This is a genomic window from Corynebacterium meridianum, assembly GCF_016342265.1.
GTDB lineage: Bacteria > Actinomycetota > Actinomycetes > Mycobacteriales > Mycobacteriaceae > Corynebacterium > Corynebacterium meridianum.
Map to the genome: position 1 here is coordinate 65659 of NZ_JAEIOS010000010.1, position 18323 is coordinate 83981.

General features: G+C 67.9%; 16 protein-coding genes. 5 read left to right on the forward strand and 11 right to left on the reverse strand.

Going from position 1 to position 18323, the window contains the following annotated elements; genetic code table 11:
- Positions 1-552 precede the first annotated feature (552 nt).
- From JDV75_RS02660 to lepA, 3 genes are all read right to left on the reverse strand, one after another.
- Entirely contained in the window at positions 553-1524 is a 972-nt protein-coding gene (locus tag JDV75_RS02660; protein WP_232958124.1) for a diacylglycerol kinase, read from the reverse strand.
- Positions 1525-1858: 334 nt separating this feature from the next.
- Positions 1859-2518, reverse strand: coding sequence for a hypothetical protein (locus JDV75_RS02665; protein ID WP_198737720.1), 660 nt, complete (start codon positions 2516-2518; stop codon positions 1859-1861).
- Positions 2519-2642: 124 nt separating this feature from the next.
- Entirely contained in the window at positions 2643-4490 is a 1848-nt protein-coding gene (gene lepA, locus JDV75_RS02670) for a translation elongation factor 4 (protein ID WP_198737721.1), read from the reverse strand.
- A gap of 166 nt (positions 4491-4656) precedes the next feature.
- On the opposite strand from lepA, the gene JDV75_RS02675 reads away from it, so the two are divergent.
- From JDV75_RS02675 to JDV75_RS02690, 4 genes are all read left to right on the forward strand, one after another.
- Positions 4657-5220, forward strand: coding sequence for a type II toxin-antitoxin system PemK/MazF family toxin (locus JDV75_RS02675; protein WP_336244277.1), 564 nt, complete (start codon positions 4657-4659; stop codon positions 5218-5220).
- A gap of 212 nt (positions 5221-5432) precedes the next feature.
- On the forward strand, positions 5433-5696 hold the full coding sequence (rpsT, locus tag JDV75_RS02680; RefSeq protein ID WP_198737722.1) for a 30S ribosomal protein S20: 264 nt from the start codon (positions 5433-5435) through the stop codon (positions 5694-5696).
- A gap of 416 nt (positions 5697-6112) precedes the next feature.
- Complete coding sequence (locus JDV75_RS02685; RefSeq protein WP_198737723.1) at positions 6113-6685, forward strand: hypothetical protein; 573 nt, start codon at positions 6113-6115, stop codon at positions 6683-6685.
- 55 nt (positions 6686-6740) lie between these two features.
- Entirely contained in the window at positions 6741-7481 is a 741-nt protein-coding gene (locus tag JDV75_RS02690; protein WP_198737724.1) for a hypothetical protein, read from the forward strand.
- A gap of 18 nt (positions 7482-7499) precedes the next feature.
- Here the strand turns inward: JDV75_RS02690 and holA are convergent, their stop codons facing one another.
- The 8 genes from holA to JDV75_RS02730 all read right to left on the reverse strand — a co-directional run bounded on the left by holA (position 7500) and on the right by JDV75_RS02730 (position 15095).
- The gene (holA, locus tag JDV75_RS02695) at positions 7500-8474 is read right to left on the reverse strand and encodes a DNA polymerase III subunit delta (RefSeq protein ID WP_198737725.1); all 975 of its coding nucleotides are present in this window, start codon (positions 8472-8474) and stop codon (positions 7500-7502) included.
- A complete protein-coding gene (locus tag JDV75_RS12185; protein WP_198737726.1) occupies positions 8462-9979 on the reverse strand; it encodes a ComEC/Rec2 family competence protein in 1518 nt (505 codons plus the stop codon). Before JDV75_RS12185 ends, holA begins: the two co-directional genes overlap by 13 nt.
- Positions 9976-10656: a ComEA family DNA-binding protein gene (locus JDV75_RS02705; protein WP_198737727.1), complete on the reverse strand. Its 681-nt coding sequence runs from the start codon at positions 10654-10656 to the stop codon at positions 9976-9978. The genes JDV75_RS12185 and JDV75_RS02705 overlap by 4 nt, the downstream gene beginning before the upstream one ends.
- A 76-nt stretch (positions 10657-10732) precedes the next feature.
- Positions 10733-11566 (reverse strand): DegV family protein, encoded by an 834-nt coding sequence (locus tag JDV75_RS02710; RefSeq protein WP_198737728.1) that lies wholly within the window; start codon positions 11564-11566, stop codon positions 10733-10735.
- 102 nt (positions 11567-11668) lie between these two features.
- Positions 11669-12379, reverse strand: coding sequence for a histidine phosphatase family protein (locus JDV75_RS02715; protein WP_198737729.1), 711 nt, complete (start codon positions 12377-12379; stop codon positions 11669-11671).
- Positions 12376-12843, reverse strand: coding sequence for a ribosome silencing factor (rsfS, locus tag JDV75_RS02720; protein WP_198737730.1), 468 nt, complete (start codon positions 12841-12843; stop codon positions 12376-12378). The genes JDV75_RS02715 and rsfS overlap by 4 nt, the downstream gene beginning before the upstream one ends.
- 202 nt (positions 12844-13045) lie before the next feature.
- The gene (gene nadD / locus JDV75_RS02725) at positions 13046-13729 is read right to left on the reverse strand and encodes a nicotinate-nucleotide adenylyltransferase (protein WP_198737731.1); all 684 of its coding nucleotides are present in this window, start codon (positions 13727-13729) and stop codon (positions 13046-13048) included.
- Between the two features lie 61 nt (positions 13730-13790).
- Positions 13791-15095 carry a glutamate-5-semialdehyde dehydrogenase gene (locus JDV75_RS02730; protein ID WP_198737732.1) on the reverse strand — a complete coding sequence of 435 codons (1305 nt, stop codon included), beginning with the start codon at positions 15093-15095 and terminating at the stop codon, positions 13791-13793.
- A gap of 226 nt (positions 15096-15321) precedes the next feature.
- Between JDV75_RS02730 and JDV75_RS02735 the strand changes: the two genes are divergently transcribed.
- The gene (locus JDV75_RS02735; RefSeq protein WP_198737733.1) at positions 15322-18318 is read left to right on the forward strand and encodes a PD-(D/E)XK nuclease family protein; all 2997 of its coding nucleotides are present in this window, start codon (positions 15322-15324) and stop codon (positions 18316-18318) included.
- Positions 18319-18323 lie beyond the last annotated feature (5 nt).

The following is an 18323-nucleotide window of genomic DNA, read 5'->3' on the forward strand; positions in this document are numbered from 1 at the left end:
ACGGTTCGCCACCGTACGCACCCCCACCCCCAGAAAGCTCTGAGCAGCCTGGCGTCCGCCTGCAAGTCACTCGGCACCCATCACAGCGACCGTTCACCCTGACGTTCACCCGCAGGTCGCCCGGTGACCAGCTAGCCCCTAATGCGAAAACCGGCCGAGACCCCGACATCAATGCCGGGGAAAGAGACCGTCACGGCTCCGCGAAAGAGAACGGGTCGATACCGTGCCCCCGTGCCGGTGCCGGTGGGATCCGCGACGATGTCGGACCTCCGGCTGAATCAGATACGTCCGGAGCTGCGTGAAACCGTCAGGACCCCGTGAAAGGGTCATCGACCAGACGCCTCCGGACCGCAATCCCGAATGCCCCCTACACATCCCCACTCCTCTAGACCCGCCGCCATCACCCGGTTCCCGGGCTCCATCATCCGGAGGCATCCGCCGATCGCACCCCCTCCCCGCATCCCGACGGTGGGACAGGAGAAGCACCGGGCCCGCCGTCAGCCCAATTCACCGGCCCCGCCATGACACGGCCACGACGACGCGAGGATGACGCTAGGGAGCAGGGACAATGAACTTCCCCGCAGTGGGCACCGCCTCGACCGTGACGGGCAGGTCGGCCATGCGTTCTCCGTCCGCGTACGCGTCCACACCGTGCACCCACACCCGGGCGCTCCGCACCCGGAAACTGTGTACCTCGGGCAGCTCGACATGCGTCCCCCTGAGGATCCTGGCCATGCACGAGGCGAACCGCACCCGGTTCACGGGATCCACCAGAGTCACCTCGAGGAGTCCGTCACGGTGGTTGGCGAACGGACAGACAGGCAGCCCGCCACCGTAGGTCCGGGTGTTGCCGAACGCCGCGAGCATCGCCGAACCACACAACTCCAGGGACGATCCCTCGACCAGACCGGTTTCCCCGGGAACCGCGTGCCTGCCGTGCAGCGTCATCGAGAAGGACAGGGGACGCAGGTTGATCAGTTCGGCGGCGATCGAGAGGTTGTACCGGGCGGAGCCGTGCGGCCAGGTCATCCGGTTCGCCCGATCACTGACGAGCGAATCGAATCCGGCCGTCATGACGGTGCCGAACCACCGCGTTCCTCCCGCGGCATCGGTGATCCGCCCCAGATCCGTTGTCACGGTGAAGCCGGCGGCGATGACCTCCGCCGCGGCCTCCGGGCTCGTCCTGGGCAGGTCGTGCTCGCGGGCGTGATCATTACCGGTGCCGGCGGGTATCACCCCGACCGGAATCTGCGTCCCCGCCGTTTCCTGGAGCACAACGTTGATCATGCCGTCGCCGCCGCAGACGACGATCGCGTCGAAGCGGCCCGATTCGACCGCCTCCCGGGTCAACCGTCGGGAATCCTCTGTGGTACGCCCCTGAAAAGTCAGGACCTCGACACCCGCGTCCCGGAACGTCGCCATCGCACGTTCCGTGGAGTGCCGGGCACGACCGTGTCCGCTGTCGGGATTCGTGAGCATGGCGACGGCGCCGATGTCGACGAAGCCCATCGGGTAATCGGTCATGTAATCGCTTTCGGTGGACGGATCTGAGTGAGGGACACCGGGTTGTCGCATAGCCCCCGGTCATCAACATGGATGTTCTGATCCTCCCACAGCCCGGCACGGACATTCACCTCGAGCCGGCCCCACACACGCGGGGATTTGTCGTCGATTCAGCTTCTACGGGAGCCTGGCGCATCCTGACCGAAGGACCGCCGGCTGTCTGTCACAGGCCCGTTGTAACGTTCACGGCTCCCCCGTCCGTCCCCCGGGCACATGCTCCCGCCGGCTATCAGGGAACCTCGGTCGTTTGCGGAGGTTTCCGGCGAGCCCCCGCAAGCGGAGGGGGCAGATGCGTTCACACCCGCACCGACAGCTGCGAGTAGATGCTCGCGGCCAGCCGGGTCATCTCGAAGGAGTAGACCGCGACGATGAGGGTGAACAAGGCCTTCACGCTGTCACCGAGCACGAAGAGGTCACCGCCGCGGGACCACTGGTAGCAGAGCAGGGAGACCACCAGTGTGAGGGCGTAGACCCCGATGGCGAAAACCCTGTTCCACTCGTGGATCAGGGTGTCCTTGTCGCTCTGCGGGATCTCCCGCCAGACGCGCTCCGTGACCAACCAGAAATAGAAGATGAACGCCGACGGAACCGCCATGAGGTTGATGACGAGGAACATCAACGGCAGCACTCCGCTGCCTCCACCGATGAACAGTCCCGCCGGTATCAGCCCCACGGCCAGGACGAGGACAAGGAACGGGAACAGCGTCGTCACCACCAGCGGGAAGAGTGAGCGACTGAAGTCCGAGTAGGTGATCGTCCTGATCAGCAGGTGGCGATGCTCCTCCCGCAGGGAGACCGAGGGGACCGGGTCCGGGCTCTTCGCCCGGAATCTCCGGAACATGACCACGGCAGTGACCAGCACCACCAGTTCGATCACCGCCATGAGCTCCACGGGAAACCCCTGGAGGAAATCCAGGGTCCGCTCGATGATCACCGGAACACTGTTGACTTCCATCTACGCGGCAGACGTCCCCTCTTGCGTGTCGTGAAACAGGTCAGCGGTACCTTAGCGCCATCACCTGACAACGGACTGTGTGCCGGCTGTAGACGTTGACAGTCGGCCACCTCCGGGATCCGGTCTACCCCTCGTCCGTCGAGAGTGCTGCGACGAAGGCCTCCTGCGGCACGGAGACGGAACCGATGTTCTTCATCCGCTTCTTACCTTCCTTCTGCTTCTCCAGGAGCTTGCGCTTACGGGAGATGTCGCCGCCGTAGCACTTCGCGAGGACGTCCTTGCGCAGGGCGCGGATGTTCTCACGGGCGATGATCTTCGACCCGATCGCCGCCTGGATAGGCACCTCGAACTGCTGGCGCGGGATGAGGTCCTTGAGCTTCACGGTCATCTTGTTGCCGTACCACTGGGCGTTGTCGCGGTGCACGATCGCGCTGAACGCGTCGACGGGCTCACCCTGGAGGAGAATGTCGACCTTGACCAGATCGGACTCCTGCTCACCGGCCTCCTCGTAGTTGAGGGAGGCGTAGCCGCGGGTGCGGGACTTGAGCATGTCGAAGAAGTCGAAGATGATCTCGCCGAGCGGCATGACGTAGCGGAGTTCGACGCGGTCCTCGGAGAGGTAGTCCATGCCACCCATCTGCCCACGTTTGGCCTGGCACAGTTCCATGGTGGTGCCGACGAACTCGGCGGGCACGATCACCGTCATCTTGACGATGGGTTCCCAGACCTCCTTCGGCTTTCCGCCGGGCCAGTCGGAGGGATTGTGCACGATCATCTCCTCACCGGACTCGGTGACCACGCGGTAGCTCACCGACGGCGCGGTGGAGATGAGGTCGAGGTCGAACTCGCGCTGCAGCCGGTCACGGGTGATCTCCATGTGCAGCAGCCCGAGAAACCCGCAGCGGAAACCGAAGCCCAGGGCGACGGAGGTCTCGGGCTCGTAGATGAGTGCCGCGTCATTGAGCTGGAGCTTATCCAGGGCGTCGCGGAGATCCGGGTACTGAGCCTGGGAGATGGGGAAAAGACCGGAGTAGACCATCGGGCTCGGCTCGGCGTAGCCCTTGAGGGGTTCCTCCGCGCCCTTGTTGGCCCAGGTGATCGTGTCGCCGACCTTGGACTGGCGGACGTCCTTCACTCCGGTGATGAGGTAGCCGACCTCGCCGGGCCCGAGTCCGACGCACTTCTTCGGGGTGGGGCTGACGATGCCGATCTCGAGGAGCTCGTGAGTGGCCCCGGTGGACATCATCCTGATCTTCTGGCGCGGCTCGAGGGTGCCGTCGACCATGCGGATGTAGGTGACCACGCCACGGTAGGTGTCGTAGACGGAGTCGAAGATCATGGCGCGCGCGGGCGCGTCGGGGCCCTTGCTGGAACTCGGCGGGGGAACGAGCTCACAGATGCGGTCCAGCAGCTCCGGAACGCCCTCGCCGGTCTTCCCAGAGACCCGGAGCACCTCCTCCGGTTCGCAGCCGATGATGTGCCCGATCTCCTCGGCGAACTTGTCGGGGTCCGCTGCGGGAAGATCGATCTTGTTCAGGACGGGGATGATCTCGAGGTCGTTCTCCATGGCCAGGTACAGGTTCGCCAGGGTCTGCGCCTCGATGCCCTGGGCGGCGTCAACCAGGAGGACCGCCCCCTCGCAGGCGTCGAGTGCACGGGAGACCTCGTAGGTGAAGTCGACGTGACCGGGGGTGTCGATGAGATGCATGACGATCTCCTCCCCCTCGTGTGCGCCGGAGCGGGGCACCCACGGCAGGCGGACGTTCTGCGCCTTGATGGTGATGCCACGCTCACGCTCGATGTCCATGTTGTCCAGGTACTGGTCACGCATGTCCCGTGCCTCGACCACGCCGGTCAGACCCAGGATCCGGTCCGCGAGCGTGGACTTCCCGTGGTCGATGTGGGCGATGATGCAGAAGTTACGGATCTGCTTGGGGTCTGTGTACGTAGCTTCGGCAAAATTTGCGGCCATGTGTGTGACGGTCCCTTCCTGGTTGGAGCTCTCCTGACACTACCCGACCGGGCAACCGCAGCCCACGCCCGTCGACCACATGATCGCCGACCGCGGTAGAACCCCTCGGACACCCGGCACGCGATCCCCGCCCACCGGCCCCCGGTAACGACTAGGATCATGAACTGTGGAGGATGGTGGACGAAGCGAGGAGAGCTGGTTCCACCGTGCCATCACTTCCGTCCTCGGCCGGGGGGACAGTGCACTCGATCAGGGACTCGAGGTCATCAATGACCGCCTCGGGCTGAACCCGGCGAGCCAGGCCCCCGCCCACCGGAGCACCAGGTCGGCGACCACCTACGCCACGCAGCCGACCGAGTCCATGGCGCGCAGCATCTACTACGCCCCGGACATGGACGGCCAGGCCGACCCCGGCGAGGTGGTGTGGATCTGGGTGAACACCGACGGCCCCGGCTCCCCCGCACGCGAGCGGGCGATAATCGTGATCGGCAGATCCAGGCAGCACATGCTCGGCCTGGTGATCTCGCCCAACCCGGAGCACGCCGAAGAAGACAACTGGCTCGGCATCGGATCAGGCCCCTGGGATGAGTCGGGCAGGCAGTGCTGGGTGCGCATGGACAAGGTGCTGGAGATCCCCGAGCTGGAGATCCGGCGCCAGGGTGCCGTCATCCCCAGGCACCGGTTCGAACGCATCGCCAACCGACTGCGCAGCAGCTACGGCTGGGGCTGAGCAGCCTTCCGCCGTTTTGGCCGGATCACCGGGTGCTGGTACTCTGTCAAGCTGTTATTCACTTTCCGGGCGTGGGTGTCGGAGCGGTCAGGACCTTGGGTCCGCTCAAGAGAACGCATCCACCGCGACCGTGATCCATCGCGATCACAGGTCTGGACGGTTCCGGCCGGTGGTTTCAGCACACCCGACCACGAGTTCAAGAGGTAGTTTCAATGGCTAACATCAAGTCCCAGATCAAGCGTGTCCGCACCAACGAGGAGCGCCGCCAGCGCAACCAGCACGTGCGTTCCGCAGTCCGCACCGAGATCCGTAAGTTCCGTGCGCTGGTCGAGGAAGGCAACAAGGACGAGGCCACCACCCAGCTGCGTGTCGCCTCCCGCGCCCTCGACAAGGCCGTCACCAAGGGCGTGTTCCACCGGAACAACGCCGCCAACAAGAAGTCCGCGATGGCCAAAGCACTGAACAAGATGGACTAGTTCCGCCCCTTCCACCCAGTGTGGGAGACCAAGAAGGTCCCTTTCCCGGAGTTTCACGGGAAAGGGATCTTTCTGCTTCCGCCCCACGGCGACCTGCCGCAGCCGGCCCCCGACACATTTCGATCACGCTACCGGACTCCCCCGGGGACCTGCCGGAGAACCCGTTGCCGCGCCCGACGGGGGCACCGGGGGTCTGTACTGGAGGTTCCCGCTCACCAGCGAAGGCTGGGCCGGTATCCTCGAATGGGTCCGGCTCCGCGATCCGGTGGCCGGAGCACCAGATCGACCGGTCGCCCGGTCAACCCCCACGTCTGGTTCAGAAGGGGCTGACGCGGCTACGCCGATCCACCGGTGGGGACACCGGTGAAACACCTCAGGCCCGAGACAGCGGGAACCAGTAGAAAGGCCGTACGCACATGCCCCCGGAATACTCGTGGGACGATTCCGAGATCAGTTCCGGATGGGTGTCCGATTCATCCGACGGGAGTGACTACGCCCAGCCCGCCCCCGCGAAACGGTCCCATCCGATGACGATGTGGGTGGCGGGAGCGGTCATCGCGCTCCTCCTCGTGGTCGTCATGGTCGGAGCCGTCTCGCGGATGGGTTCCAGCGCCGGCACGAACGCCTCCGATCAGGCCGCGTCGCGGTCAGCCGGCACCGGTGCGACCGGACCCGTCACCTCGACGGAGACGACGACCCGGACATCCACGAAACCGATCACCCCGCCGGCCGGCAGCACGGGGTGCGGCACCTCCGGCGACTGGGACGTCTACGCCGCGACGGAGCGGACCAGTTGCCCCTTCTCCATAGCCGTCGGAGAGAAACTGCGTGGCAGTCTCGACGGCACCGGGCGGGAGTCCCGGACCTCACTGCTGGTCTACAGCCCGGTCACGGAGAAGAACTACGTCGTCGTGTGCGATCCCTCGGGAGCAGAGAACTACGACTGCGCCACAACCACCGATGCGCGGGTTATCCTCATCAGGCGATGATCTCCCGATGATCGGATACGCGTGACCCTGCACAGATGTTGACCTGAGGACCCCCATGACCGACAACCAGGACTATCAGTGGGACTCCGCCGACGGTTCCGATGGCTGGGCGCAGCCGCACCCCGCGGGCTCGCCACCGGAACCGGAAACCACCGCGTGGATCAGCCGACCCGGACTGTCCCCGCAGGACACCCCATCTCCCTCCGGGCGCAGGTCCCCGACGGTTCCGGTCCTTCTCGGCGTGGCTGCGCTGGCGGTACTGACCACCGCGTTGGTCATGTACCTGCTGTTGCGCACCGGCGGCGACCCCGCGGACAGTGACGTGGTGGAGCAGGCTGCTCCCGCGCCCACCGCGCCGGTCACCGATGTCGTCTCCGGGAACACACCGGACGAATCGGCTGCACCGGCGACTTCCGCGGAACCGGTGGTGCGTACCGCCGCACCGGAAAAGGACTATCCGACCCAGTTCACCGGGTCAGGATGGGATCTCAAGGCAGACAGGCCGATAGCGGCGTGCGCCCCCGGCGAGGATGCCGTCCTGGCGGCGCGCAACGACTCGGTGTTCGTGACGATCTGCGGCAACGGCTCCGGGAACACGTACCACGGTTTCGTCACCGGAACCGGCGCACTCGATTGGGCGGTGGACGGATCCAGGTCCGATCCGGACTCCCACCGCTATGTCGTGGACACCGGCGACGCGGAGATCACCGTCACCCCGACCAGGCTCACGGTCTACGTCGGGAGCAGCCTCGAGATGGACGAGACGTTCGATGAATGGTGGATCGGCGCCTCCTAGTGGAGGGTGCCCACCGGCTCACCCGGCGAGCTCCGCTATCCGGCGCACCGCGTGTTCGATGGCGTAGCCGTCGTCGGCGGCCTGCCCCTTCACCGCCGCATCGAGGTCCGCCACGATGATCACGGCCTCCGACACGGCCTCACCGTTCCACGTTCGGGCGAGGCGGGCGGTCTTCTCGACCTTCCACGGCGGCATGCCCACGACCCGGGCCAGACTGTTGGCGTCGATCCGCCCGCGGGTGGAGTACAGGCGGGCGATGGACCCGACGGTGGTGGACAGTGCCGCGGCGAGCATCACGGGTGACAGCCCGAGCTGGAGCGCCCTGCGGGTGGAGGCGACGGCTCGTTGCACCTGCCCGGAGCAGGCGAGATCCGCGATGTCGAATCCGGATACCTCCGCGACGCCGACGTAGTATTCGCGGACCTTCGCCTCGGTGACCTCTCCCCCGGTGTCGGCGACCAGCTGACTCACCGCGCTGGCCAGTTCCCGCAGATCCGAGCCGACCCCCTCCAGGAGCGCGCGCGTGACGTCCGAGGTCACCCGCACCCCGTGGTTCCGGAACTCCTGGTTGACGAAGGCGGGGCGTTCACTGGGCTTGACCTTGTCCGCACGGTGGACCTCCGCAAGTTTGGACAGCTTCGGCACCATCGCCTTCGTCCGACCGGCCCCGGTGTGCAGGATGATGAGGTAGATACCGGGCGCGGGGCTGCCCGCCGCGGACAGGATGAGGTCAGCCGCGTCCTTTCCGGCGTCCTGGGTACCGGTGAGGATGAGGACCCGGTCCTCACCGAACAGGGAGGGGCTCAGGAGTTCGGCCAGTTCATTGGCGTTGACGTCGCCGGCCCGCATGGTGGTGACCGGGAGTTCGGTGCCCTCGGGGAGGGATTCCCGGACGGCGGTGGTGACCGCGATGCGGGCTCGCTCGGCGAGGAACTCCTCCTCACCGAGGATCAGGTGTACGGGGCCGGGCGCAGACGGTTTCACGCGCTCCATCGTGCCACAGTCCGGGTGACCGTCAGCCCGGTGGCGGAGGGGATGTGGACGGATGCATCCCCGGACAGCGCGCCCAGTACCGCGGCGACCACCGCGGCACAGATCAGCCACCGGACGTGCCCGGCGCAGACCGCCCAGACGATCCATAGGCAGCCGAGGATTACCCACGCGACCCCGAGCCACCCGTCCGCCACCGGAACACCTGCCAGTGGCAGTGAGGCGAGCAGTCGCGCGACCCCGGTGATCCACCGGGCACACGGGACGATCAGGAGCAGCGGCAGCCCTGCGAGTACGTCCCCGACGCCGGGTATCACGGCGAGAAGGGCGGCAACCAGCCCGAGGACCGTCACCGGGGCGACGGCAGGTGCGGCGAGGACGTTCGCGGGCACGGACACCAGCGGGACCCGGCCGGCCATGAGCGCGATGATCGGCATGGTGACCACATCCGCGGCGATCGCCACGGACAGCGCCCGGACGACGACCGCCGGCCATCCGGTCGCGGCGAGTGGACGGTGGAACAGCGGGTGCAGCGCGATGATCCCGACGGTGGCGGCGACCGAAAGGGCGAATCCGTACTCCACCGCCAGATCACTGCGCCAGCACAGCAGCACGACGACCGCGAGACACAACGCGTGGACCGGTTCGGTGCGGGTGGACGCCACGACGGCGACCAGCCCGACGACCCCGGTGGCCGCGGCGCGCAGCACACTCGGTTCGGTGCCGACGAGACTGACGAATCCGAGGAGAGTGACGACCGCGCCCGCCACCTGGACACGGGGCCCGAGTCCGAGGGTGCGGACGAGCAGAAACGCCGCGGTCGTGACGATCGCGACGTTCGATCCGCTGACCGCCGAGAGATGCGACAGCCCGGTGTCGAGGTACAGCTGCCGCTGCTCCTCCGACTGCCCGGTGGTGTCGCCCAGTACCATTCCGCGGACGAGTCCCGCGGATTCGGGGTCCAACCAGCGGGAAGCCGCGTGCACGAAGGTGCGGCGGATGTGACCGGCGAATCGGTCGACACCGGAGGGCGCGTGCAGCTGTTCCAGGGAGCCCCCGTTGAGCAAAAGCTGCCCCACCCCCGGTCGATTCCCCGGGGTGACCTCTGCGGTCACCCGCACCACGGACCCGGTGGACCCCAGCGGTGTGCCGCGGTCACGGACGAACACCGGGAGATCCGCCGGATACCCGTCGATCCGTAGCCGGAGCAGCCGGACACCGTCCCCCACGGATACGGGCGCGGCGACGACCCGCCCCTCGACCGTGGTGTGCCCCGCCGAATTCAGCGGGTGCCGGTCGGCGGCGATCACCCGCATCCGGGAGGTGAGCACCGCCGCTGTCCCGCAGGCCGCGATCAGGAGACTCTGCCCCGGAGCACGTAACGCGACCGCGATCAGCACCCCTGCGGCGACGGGCACGATCCCCGCCGAAACTGTCCTGGTCACCAGTACCGCGGCGACCGCCATCCAGACGATCACGGCGGACGGCAGTAGTCGAAGCTCCGTCACAGGGAGACAAGTCCCTCGAGTTGGGCGAGCTTCGCCGGCCCGATGCCGGGAACCTCCACCAGATCACCGATGGCGGTGAACCCGCCGTGCTCCGTGCGGTACGCGATGATCGCCGCGCTGGTGGCCGCCCCGACACCGGGCAGGGACTCGAGCTGTTCCGCGGTCGCCGAATTCAGCGGGACCGGCACACCCACGGTCCCCGCATCCGCCACGGGAGGTGCAGCCCCCGGTTCGGGAACCACCAGCTGCATACCGTCGACGAGACGGGCGGCGAGGTTGATGTGCCGGATGTCCGCATCCGGCAGTACCCGGGCCAGGGTCAGGGCGTCCGCCGCGCGGCTGCCAGCGGGAAGCTCGTGGAGGCCGGGATCCTCCACCGCCCCCACGACCGAGACCACGATCGGCTCCTCCACGGGTGTATCCCCCACCGGGATGCCTCCCGGCAGCTGTGCCGCGGCGACCACGGGCGGGGAAGGCTGTTGGGAAGCCTGCGGGGAAGGTAACGGGTCCCGGAGCATCAGCCATCCGAGGATCAGCACCCCGACCACGGCGAGGGCGAGCACCCCCTGCCGGAGCGTGACGTGCAGACGGGGAGGGGGAAACGGGACATCGAGAAGCTCCTCCTCACCGGTCGGGTGGGTGAGCTCCGCGAGTCTGTCGGTGATCCGCTGGCGCATGCCGTGAACCGTAGACCGCCCGCACCACCAGCGGTGGACACCGGCGCCAGGCTGTGCAGGGGGCGGATTTCGCCAGCTAGTCGCCTGTGGAAATCCCGCCGGTGAGCTCCGCGGCGTCCGCCGAGTAAACCATCGACACGGCGACCGCACCCGGCCCCGAGTGCACGGCGAGCACCGGGTCCATGTCGACGATCATCAGCGTGGAACCCTCCGGCAGTCTCTCGGTGAGCATCTGCGACAGGGTTCGCGCGGCCTCCCTGGCCTCGTGCTGCTGCACGGCGGCGAACACGGGGGTGTCACCGACGCCGTGGCACGCCAGTTCCACGAGCTTCGTCAGCCCCTTCGACTGGGTGCGGGTCTTCGCGAGGATCTCCAGCCGCCCGTCCTTCAGGTGCAGGATGGGCCGGTTCGCCAGGCCTGTCGGGACGGTGGAGATCAGCTGCGTCGTGGTGGACAGTCTCCCGGACCTGCGGAGTTCATCCATGCGGTGCACGTACAACCACATGTCGCCGCGGTCCAGGACATCGACTGCGGCGTCGTAGCAGGTCTCGAGATCCGCGCCCTCCTGCGCCAGCTTGGCGGCGGCCATGACCGCGGCCCCCACCCCCATGCCCATTGAGGAGCTGTCCACCACGCGCACCACGTCATCGTCGAAGACGGCGGCGGCGGTCACCGCGTTGGACCAGGTGGAGGAAAGTTCCTTGGACAGGTGCAGGGCGAGCACACCTTCGTCCCCGCCACGTTCCAGCTGCCGGGCGTAGATCGCCACCAGTTCCAGCGCCGAGAGACCGGAGGTCGAGCTGTCCTTGCCGTTGCGCATCATGTGCAGGTCGATGACGGTGATGTCCAGGTCATCGGCGACAGCGTCAGGCAGACAGGCCGCTGAATCTGTGACGACGCGTACGGGCATGGGGATGAAGGCTCCTCACAGTGGCGGTTCTCACAGTGGCATCTCAGGTTTTTGTTCACCTAAACGTAGCACCGGGAGTGGGCCGGCTCCGAACCGGGGAGATCAGCCCGCCGGGTAGTTGACCCCGGCGTTCCAGACATCGAGGTACCAGCGGGCCCGGGCTACGTTCTCCGGGGTGAAGATCGCCTCGGGTATGATCTGGTCCGCGTCACCGAGGGCGTCCCGGATCCCCGGATAGAACGGTGGCCGGGCGGTGAGCTTCGCCCAGTGGCAGTTGTCCGGCCCGTTGAGGATCGGCAGCTGCTCGGGGGCGATGTTGAGCAGCGAGGCCGTGAGCGCCTTGAGGGTGCCGCCGTGCGCAACGATGAGTACGGCGCCGGAGTCCCAGTCGTCGTATCTCGTCATGAGCTCGTCGACGACGGCCCGCGCGCGGGCCCCGACCTCCAGGTGGGTCTCCCCGCCGGGCGGGGCCCAGTTGACGTCACGCCGCCAGATGGCACGCGCACCGGGGTGCGCGGCGTCGACCTCGACGCTGGTCTTCTCCTGCCACTCCCCCAGGTCCGTCTCCCGGAGGCGACGGTCCTTCTCGACGGGCAGCCCGAGTGCCTCGGCGAAAGGTGTCGCCGTGTCGTGCGCCCGGGTCAGGTCCGAGGAGAGGATCCGGGTGATGCCGAAGGAACGGAGCGGTTCGACGACGGCCCGGGCCTGGGCGCGTCCGACGTCGGAGAGCGAGGAGTCGTAGTGCCCCTGCATCCTCCCGGTGGCGTTGTAGTCGGTCTGTCCGTGCCGGAGCAGGATTAGTCGGCGGGTCACAGCTCGTTCGCGTCGGGTTCCTCGGACGCGAGCGGGATCTCGTCGATGGAGCCGACGGTGCGGACATCGACGTCGTTCGACCAGGTTTCGGGGCGTTCCGGGGTCTCGATCCCCTCGACCTCGATGAAGGGGCAGTCCCGCCAGAGGCGGTCCAGACCGTAGAACTCGCGTTCCTCGGTGCGCTGGACGTGGACGACGATCTCGCCGTAGTCGAGGAGCGCCCAGCGGCCCTCGCGGACACCCTCGCGGCGGATCGGCTTCGCGCCGACCTCGCGGAGCTTCTCCTCCACCTCGTCGACGATGGCGCCGACCTGGCGGTCCGTCGCCGCGGAGGCGATCACGAAACAGTCGGTGATGATGAGCTGACCGGACACGTCAATGACGGCGATCTCTTCAGCGAGCTTCTCCGACGCCGCCTGGGCGGCGACGGTGGCGAGCTTGATGGAGGCGGTGGTTGCAGGCACAGGTTCTCTTCCGTGGGGTTCTTCTACTTCTGGTGCGCATACCCGGTTGAAACTGGTCTCAACGTCGCGGGGATTGTCGCGCGGATGCGCACTCTCGGCTTCAAGTGTCCCACGGTTTGCCCGTTACGGCACATTTCCTCGTGGTCACCTGAGTGGGAGGCGCAACTCTACCGCACCACCGGGGCGTGTTCGAATCGGCGTCTCAGGGGGTGGGGTCGAGGGCGGCGTCGGCACCGCTCGGGCGGTAGAGCTGGCGTTTCGCGATGTACTGGACGATTCCGTCGGGGACGAGATACCAGAGGGGCCTGCCTTCGGCGGCGCGCGCACGGCAGTCGGTCGACGAGATCGACATCGCGGGGATCTCGATCAGGGACAGCCGTTTCCGGTGCATCTCGGGGAGGATGGCGTCATCGAGCTCGTATCCGGGGCGGGTCACCCCGACGAACTCCGCGAGGGAGAACATCTCCTCCCAGTCCCGCCAGGTGACGATCTTGGCCAGCGCGTCGGCGCCGGTGATGAAGAACAGTTCGGCGGTGGGGAACTGCTTCCGCAGGTCCCGCAGCGTGTCGACGGTGTAGGTCGCTCCCCCGCGGTCGATGTCGACCCGGGAGACCGTGAAACGGGGATTGGAGGCGGTGGCGATGACCGTCATCAGGTAGCGGTCCTCCGCCTCGCTGACCTCACGTCCGGCCTTCTGCCACGGCTGCCCGGTCGGCACGTACACGACCAGGTCGAGGTCGTGTAGGTCGGCTACCTCACTCCCCGCGACGAGGTGCCCGTTGTGGATCGGGTCGAAGGTGCCGCCCATGATCCCGATTCTCCGGGGACCGGACAGTGGCCGGGCGTCACCCGCAGGACTCCCGTGGTGTGGTGCGGAGGTGGTCATGGCGACAGATACTACCCGGCGGGGCACCCGGGCGACGCCGGCCGCGCCCGCGCGGATCGGGTCAGGGCCGGGTCTGGCCGTCGCCGGTGAGCACCCACTTCGTGGTGGTGAGTTCGGGCAACGCCATCGGCCCACGCGCGTGCAGCTTCTGCGTGGAGATGCCGATCTCGGCGCCGAATCCGTACTGTTCCCCGTCGGTGAACGCGGTCGACGCGTTGACCATCACCGCGGCCGAGTCGACACCCGCCACGAAGGCTTCCGCCGCCCTGATACTGGTGGTGACGATGGCGTCGGTGTGTCCCGAAGACCAGCGGGCGATGTGCTCCACCGCCCCGTCGACCCCGTCGACCACGCCGACGGCGATGTCCATGGAGAGGTACTCGTCCGACCAGTCCGCGTCGGTCGCGGGTTCGACGTCCGTGACGCCGAACGCGGCGAGCACGTCGACGTCGCCGTGGATCCGGACGCCGGCCTGCTGCAGGGCCTCGACGACGCGCAGCTTGTCTGCGTCGGGGATGGCGACGTCGAGGAGCACCGTCTCCGTGGCGTTGCAGACGCTCGGGCGGCGGGTCTTGCCGTTGATGGCGATGGCGATGGCCTGCTCCAGGTCCACCGCACCGTCGATGTAGACGTGGCAGTTGCCGGTCCCGGTCTCGATCGCGGGCACCGTTGCGCCGGTGACCACGGCCTCGATCAGACCCGCCCCGCCGCGCGGGATCACGAGATCGACCAGTCCACGGGCGGTGATGAGGTCCTGCACACTGTCGTGGGTCTCGCACGGAAGGAGCTGCACCGCCTCCCGCGGCAGTCCCTGCTGCGCGAGGATGTCCTGCAGCACGCCGACGAGGGCGGTGTTGGAGTTGCGGGCGGACCGCGAGCCGCGCAGGAGCGCGACGTTGCCGGATTTCAGGGCGAGCCCGAAGGCGTCGACGGTGACGTTGGGGCGGGCCTCGTAGACCATGCCCATCACCCCGAGGGGCACCCGGACCTGTCGCATCCGGATGCCGTTCGGCAGTGTCTTTCCGCCGGTCACGTCGCCCACGGGGTCCGGCAGGGCGGCGACCTGGCGGAGCCCGCCGGCGATCCCGGCGATGCGGTCCGCGTCGAGGGCGAGCCGGTCGATGAGGGACTCGCTCATTCCGGCGTCCCGGCCCGCGGCGATGTCGCGCGCGTTCGCCTCGAGCAGCTCCTCGGAGCGGGCGACGAGTGCGTCGGCCGCGGCCAGCAGTACCTCGTTCTTGGTGTCCGTCGTGGCCTGAGCGATGGTCCGTGCGGCGGCTTTCGCCGCGCGGGCCTTCGCCAGGACCTCCTCGCGTTCCCGTTGCCGGGGGGAGGAGGTCGTGTCGGCGTTGTCAGCGGGGTTCATGCCGCCGAATCTTAGCAGCGCACAAGTATCCGTGCTGGGTGATCCGCCCCGGCTCGAGACATCTCTACCTGGCCCCGTACCGCCCCGGGGGATGGGAATCGAACACCCCGTCGATCCGGGACGGGGTGTGTGTCCCGCCCGCCGCTAAGCTCGTGGACATCGAGTCACCGTCCCCCGCCGCCCGAGGTTTCGACCCCGGAGGCGCAACGACAAGGATCACCACCGCATGAGCGCCACCAGCGTCGCAGCCCAGCTCGCCACAGCCATCGGGAAGGTACGCGAGAATTCCCCGCTCCGCCCGGTCACGATAATCTGCGGGCCGCGGGCCCGCGGCGACATCCTCGAGGAACTGACCTCGGCCGGCACCGTTCTCGGGGTGAAGGTCACCTCCTGCACCGGGTACATCCTGGACAGGGCTGCGGAGCTGACGGAGGGGAAGGACGGACGTCAGCTGCTCGACCGGTCCCGGATCACCGGGTCGGTCATGCGGCTGCTCACCGACACGGACAACGAGTTCGTGCGCCACGGTACCGCCGATCAACCTGCGACGCGGCGCGCACTGGTGACCATCGTGACGGAACTCCTCAGCCTTCCGGAGCACCTGCGGGGAAACACCGACGGCCGGCTCCTGCCCGGCGCGTGCCTCGACATCGCACGCCGGGTTCGGGACCTGAATCCCGACTGTTTCACCTGGCAGGATGCGTGCCGCCACGCCCTCACCCCGCCGCCCGACGGTGCCGCCGTCATCGTCGTCGATGTTCTGCCCGCGGATCCGGCGCAGCGGTGGTTCCTCGATCGCATGGATGCCATCCGGATTGACAGCGTCTCCTCGTCCACGGGCCCGCAGCGTGCCCCGGAGGACGGTCCGCAGAACGATCGACAACCCGTCGTGTGGTCCTGCAGCGACGAGAACGATGAGGTGATGCGGGTGGTCCGCCACGTCCGGCGACTCATCGCGGAGGGCACCCCACCGCACCGGATCGCCTGCGGATGGTGCAGCCCGGACTACGGCCGGCGGCTCGCCGATGCCCTGCGTTCGGCATCGGTGCCCTTCACCGGGTTCTCGGATCTGAGGTGGTCGGACGCCCCGGAGATCCGCGCGCTGCTGCGCATTCTGGAGCTCGATCCGGACGATCTGCCCCGCCGGGGGCTGGCGGCGGTCCTCGGAACCGGGGTCATCCGGAACCCGGCCGACGACGCACCGGTCCGCCTGACCGCGTTCGACCGGGCCACCCGACGCGCCCGCCGCCTCGACACCGTCGCGGACTGGGAGTCCCTGGAAGAACCGGAAACGGAGCCGGGCGCTGATCCGGGGATGGATGAGGTACACCGGATCCGGCGGTGGGTCCTCTCCCTCCGCGATGACCTGGGCGGGTTGTGGGGGACGACGACCTGGGACGGGTTCACGGAATCCCTGCGCGGTCTCGCGGCCGCTCATCTACGCCCCGCGAGCGATCCGGGGAGCGCTGCTGCGCTGGCCACGATCACCAGGGCCGTGGACGCGCTGGCGACGATGGGCGCCCAGCTGCCGCAGTTCCGGATGGATCTGGCGACCGAGCTGTTCGCCACCTTCTTCGACGAACTCCAGCCGGTCGAGACACCGGTGAACGGTGTCTCCATCGGCGGGATCGATGATCTTCCCGGCAGGATCCTGGATGCCGTGATCATCCTCGGAGCCACGGAGGCTGCGCTGCCCGGTTCCGTGAACGAGTCCAGCGCCATCACCTTCGCGCAGCGGGGGCAGACCCCGGAGGAGATCCAGAACACACGCACCGAGGTGTTCCGGCGGGCGTGCGCAACCGCCCCCGGACACGCGGTGATCAGCTATCCCCGCAGCCACTGCGACGGTTCCGGCGGCGTCGGCCGGTCCCGGCTCCTGGACATCGAACCGACGCTGGTCTCCGGGGGCCTGGTCGGTTCCCTGTCCGGGGAGGGAGCAGACACCATTCCGGCGGACCCGCAGGAACTCCTGCTGGCGCAGATCCTCGCCGGTGGGAATCCCGATCCGAAGATCCACAGATCGGCGGACATCATCCGGGCCCGTGGCACCGGCGCCGCGGCAGGAGAACCCTTCAGCACGTACAACGGGTGGATCCCCGGGTTGACCACCGATCTGTTCGACCGGGAGCTCTCGGCGACGGCGTTGGAGAGTTATCCGGTCTCTCCCCTGACGTTCTTCATCGAGCGGGTCCTCGGCTGCCGGATCCTCGAGGACGCTCCCGCGGGGGCCGGTATCGATCCCCGCGACCGGGGAACCGTCTACCACCGGATCTTCGAACTCTGGACCAGGGAGATCTGGCTGGACACCGACCCCCGGCCGGCCTGCGCCGCGGACATCGACTGGGATGCGGCCCGGCGTCGGTTGGACGCCATCACCGATGAACAGCTCACCGACATGGCTCCCGCGTCCGGGGCAGGTGCCCGCTGGAACCTATTCCGCTCCGAGGTGCACACCACGGTGGGAGCCTGGTTCGTGGAGGAACGCGCCGATGCCGTCGACGGGTGGGTGCCGGTCGGTGCCGAGCTAACCTTCGGCGGTGTGCACCGGGACGAAGGGGAGGCGGCACCGCCGCTCGAGGTGACGCTGCCCGGTGGCCCGGTCCTGAAGTTCCGTGGATCCATCGATCGGCTGGACTACCACCCCGCCCGCCGGATCCTCCGGATCACCGACTACAAGTCGGGCAGACAGCTCTACTCGGGGAAGATCAACCAGGAGCACCCCACCGGCGAGAGCATCCTCCGGCTGCAGCTCGCCCTGTACGGCGCGGCGGTCCACGCCGCGCTCGACGCCGCGACACCACTCTTCGCCGACCTACGGATGCCGGCACGGGCCGCGACCGGAGCTCCGCTGGTGGCGCTACCGGACCTCGACCCACCCGGCATCGAGTCCCGGTACCGGTTCTTCACCGACCGCACCCCGCAGGGGGAGACGCGAACGTCATCCATCACCGTCGACGGCAGTGTGCTCGCGCATCTCGTCGAGAAGCTCGGCGCCCTGCACTCGCTGATCGGCTCCGGGGTGTTCCCGCCCCAGAGTCGGACCGGAAACACCGGGGACCTGCCGCGGCCGAATTATCTGCGGCTGGGTGCCGCGAACTACGACAGGGCGGCCGCGGCACTGGCGGAGCGGGGATTCGACCCACTCCCCCTCGTCCCCGGAAACAACCCGTGGGACCACGCGAATGCCGGAACCACCCCCACCGCAGACCCGAGGAAGCAGTGATCACG

Coding starts and splice junctions, on each gene's coding strand:
- JDV75_RS02705 (WP_198737727.1), bottom strand. CDS start 10,656: ATGCGCCAGCGGATCACCGACAGACTCGCGGAGCTCACCCACCCGACC.
- JDV75_RS02730 (WP_198737732.1), bottom strand. CDS start 15,095: ATGAACCCCGCTGACAACGCCGACACGACCTCCTCCCCCCGGCAACGG.
- JDV75_RS02710 (WP_198737728.1), bottom strand. CDS start 11,566: ATGCCCGTACGCGTCGTCACAGATTCAGCGGCCTGTCTGCCTGACGCT.
- rpsT (WP_198737722.1), top strand. CDS start 5,433: ATGGCTAACATCAAGTCCCAGATCAAGCGTGTCCGCACCAACGAGGAG.
- JDV75_RS02690 (WP_198737724.1), top strand. CDS start 6,741: ATGACCGACAACCAGGACTATCAGTGGGACTCCGCCGACGGTTCCGAT.
- JDV75_RS02735 (WP_198737733.1), top strand. CDS start 15,322: ATGAGCGCCACCAGCGTCGCAGCCCAGCTCGCCACAGCCATCGGGAAG.
- nadD (WP_198737731.1), bottom strand. CDS start 13,729: ATGACCACCTCCGCACCACACCACGGGAGTCCTGCGGGTGACGCCCGG.
- JDV75_RS02685 (WP_198737723.1), top strand. CDS start 6,113: ATGCCCCCGGAATACTCGTGGGACGATTCCGAGATCAGTTCCGGATGG.
- JDV75_RS02665 (WP_198737720.1), bottom strand. CDS start 2,518: ATGGAAGTCAACAGTGTTCCGGTGATCATCGAGCGGACCCTGGATTTC.
- lepA (WP_198737721.1), bottom strand. CDS start 4,490: ATGGCCGCAAATTTTGCCGAAGCTACGTACACAGACCCCAAGCAGATC.
- holA (WP_198737725.1), bottom strand. CDS start 8,474: ATGGAGCGCGTGAAACCGTCTGCGCCCGGCCCCGTACACCTGATCCTC.
- JDV75_RS02660 (WP_232958124.1), bottom strand. CDS start 1,524: ATGACCGATTACCCGATGGGCTTCGTCGACATCGGCGCCGTCGCCATG.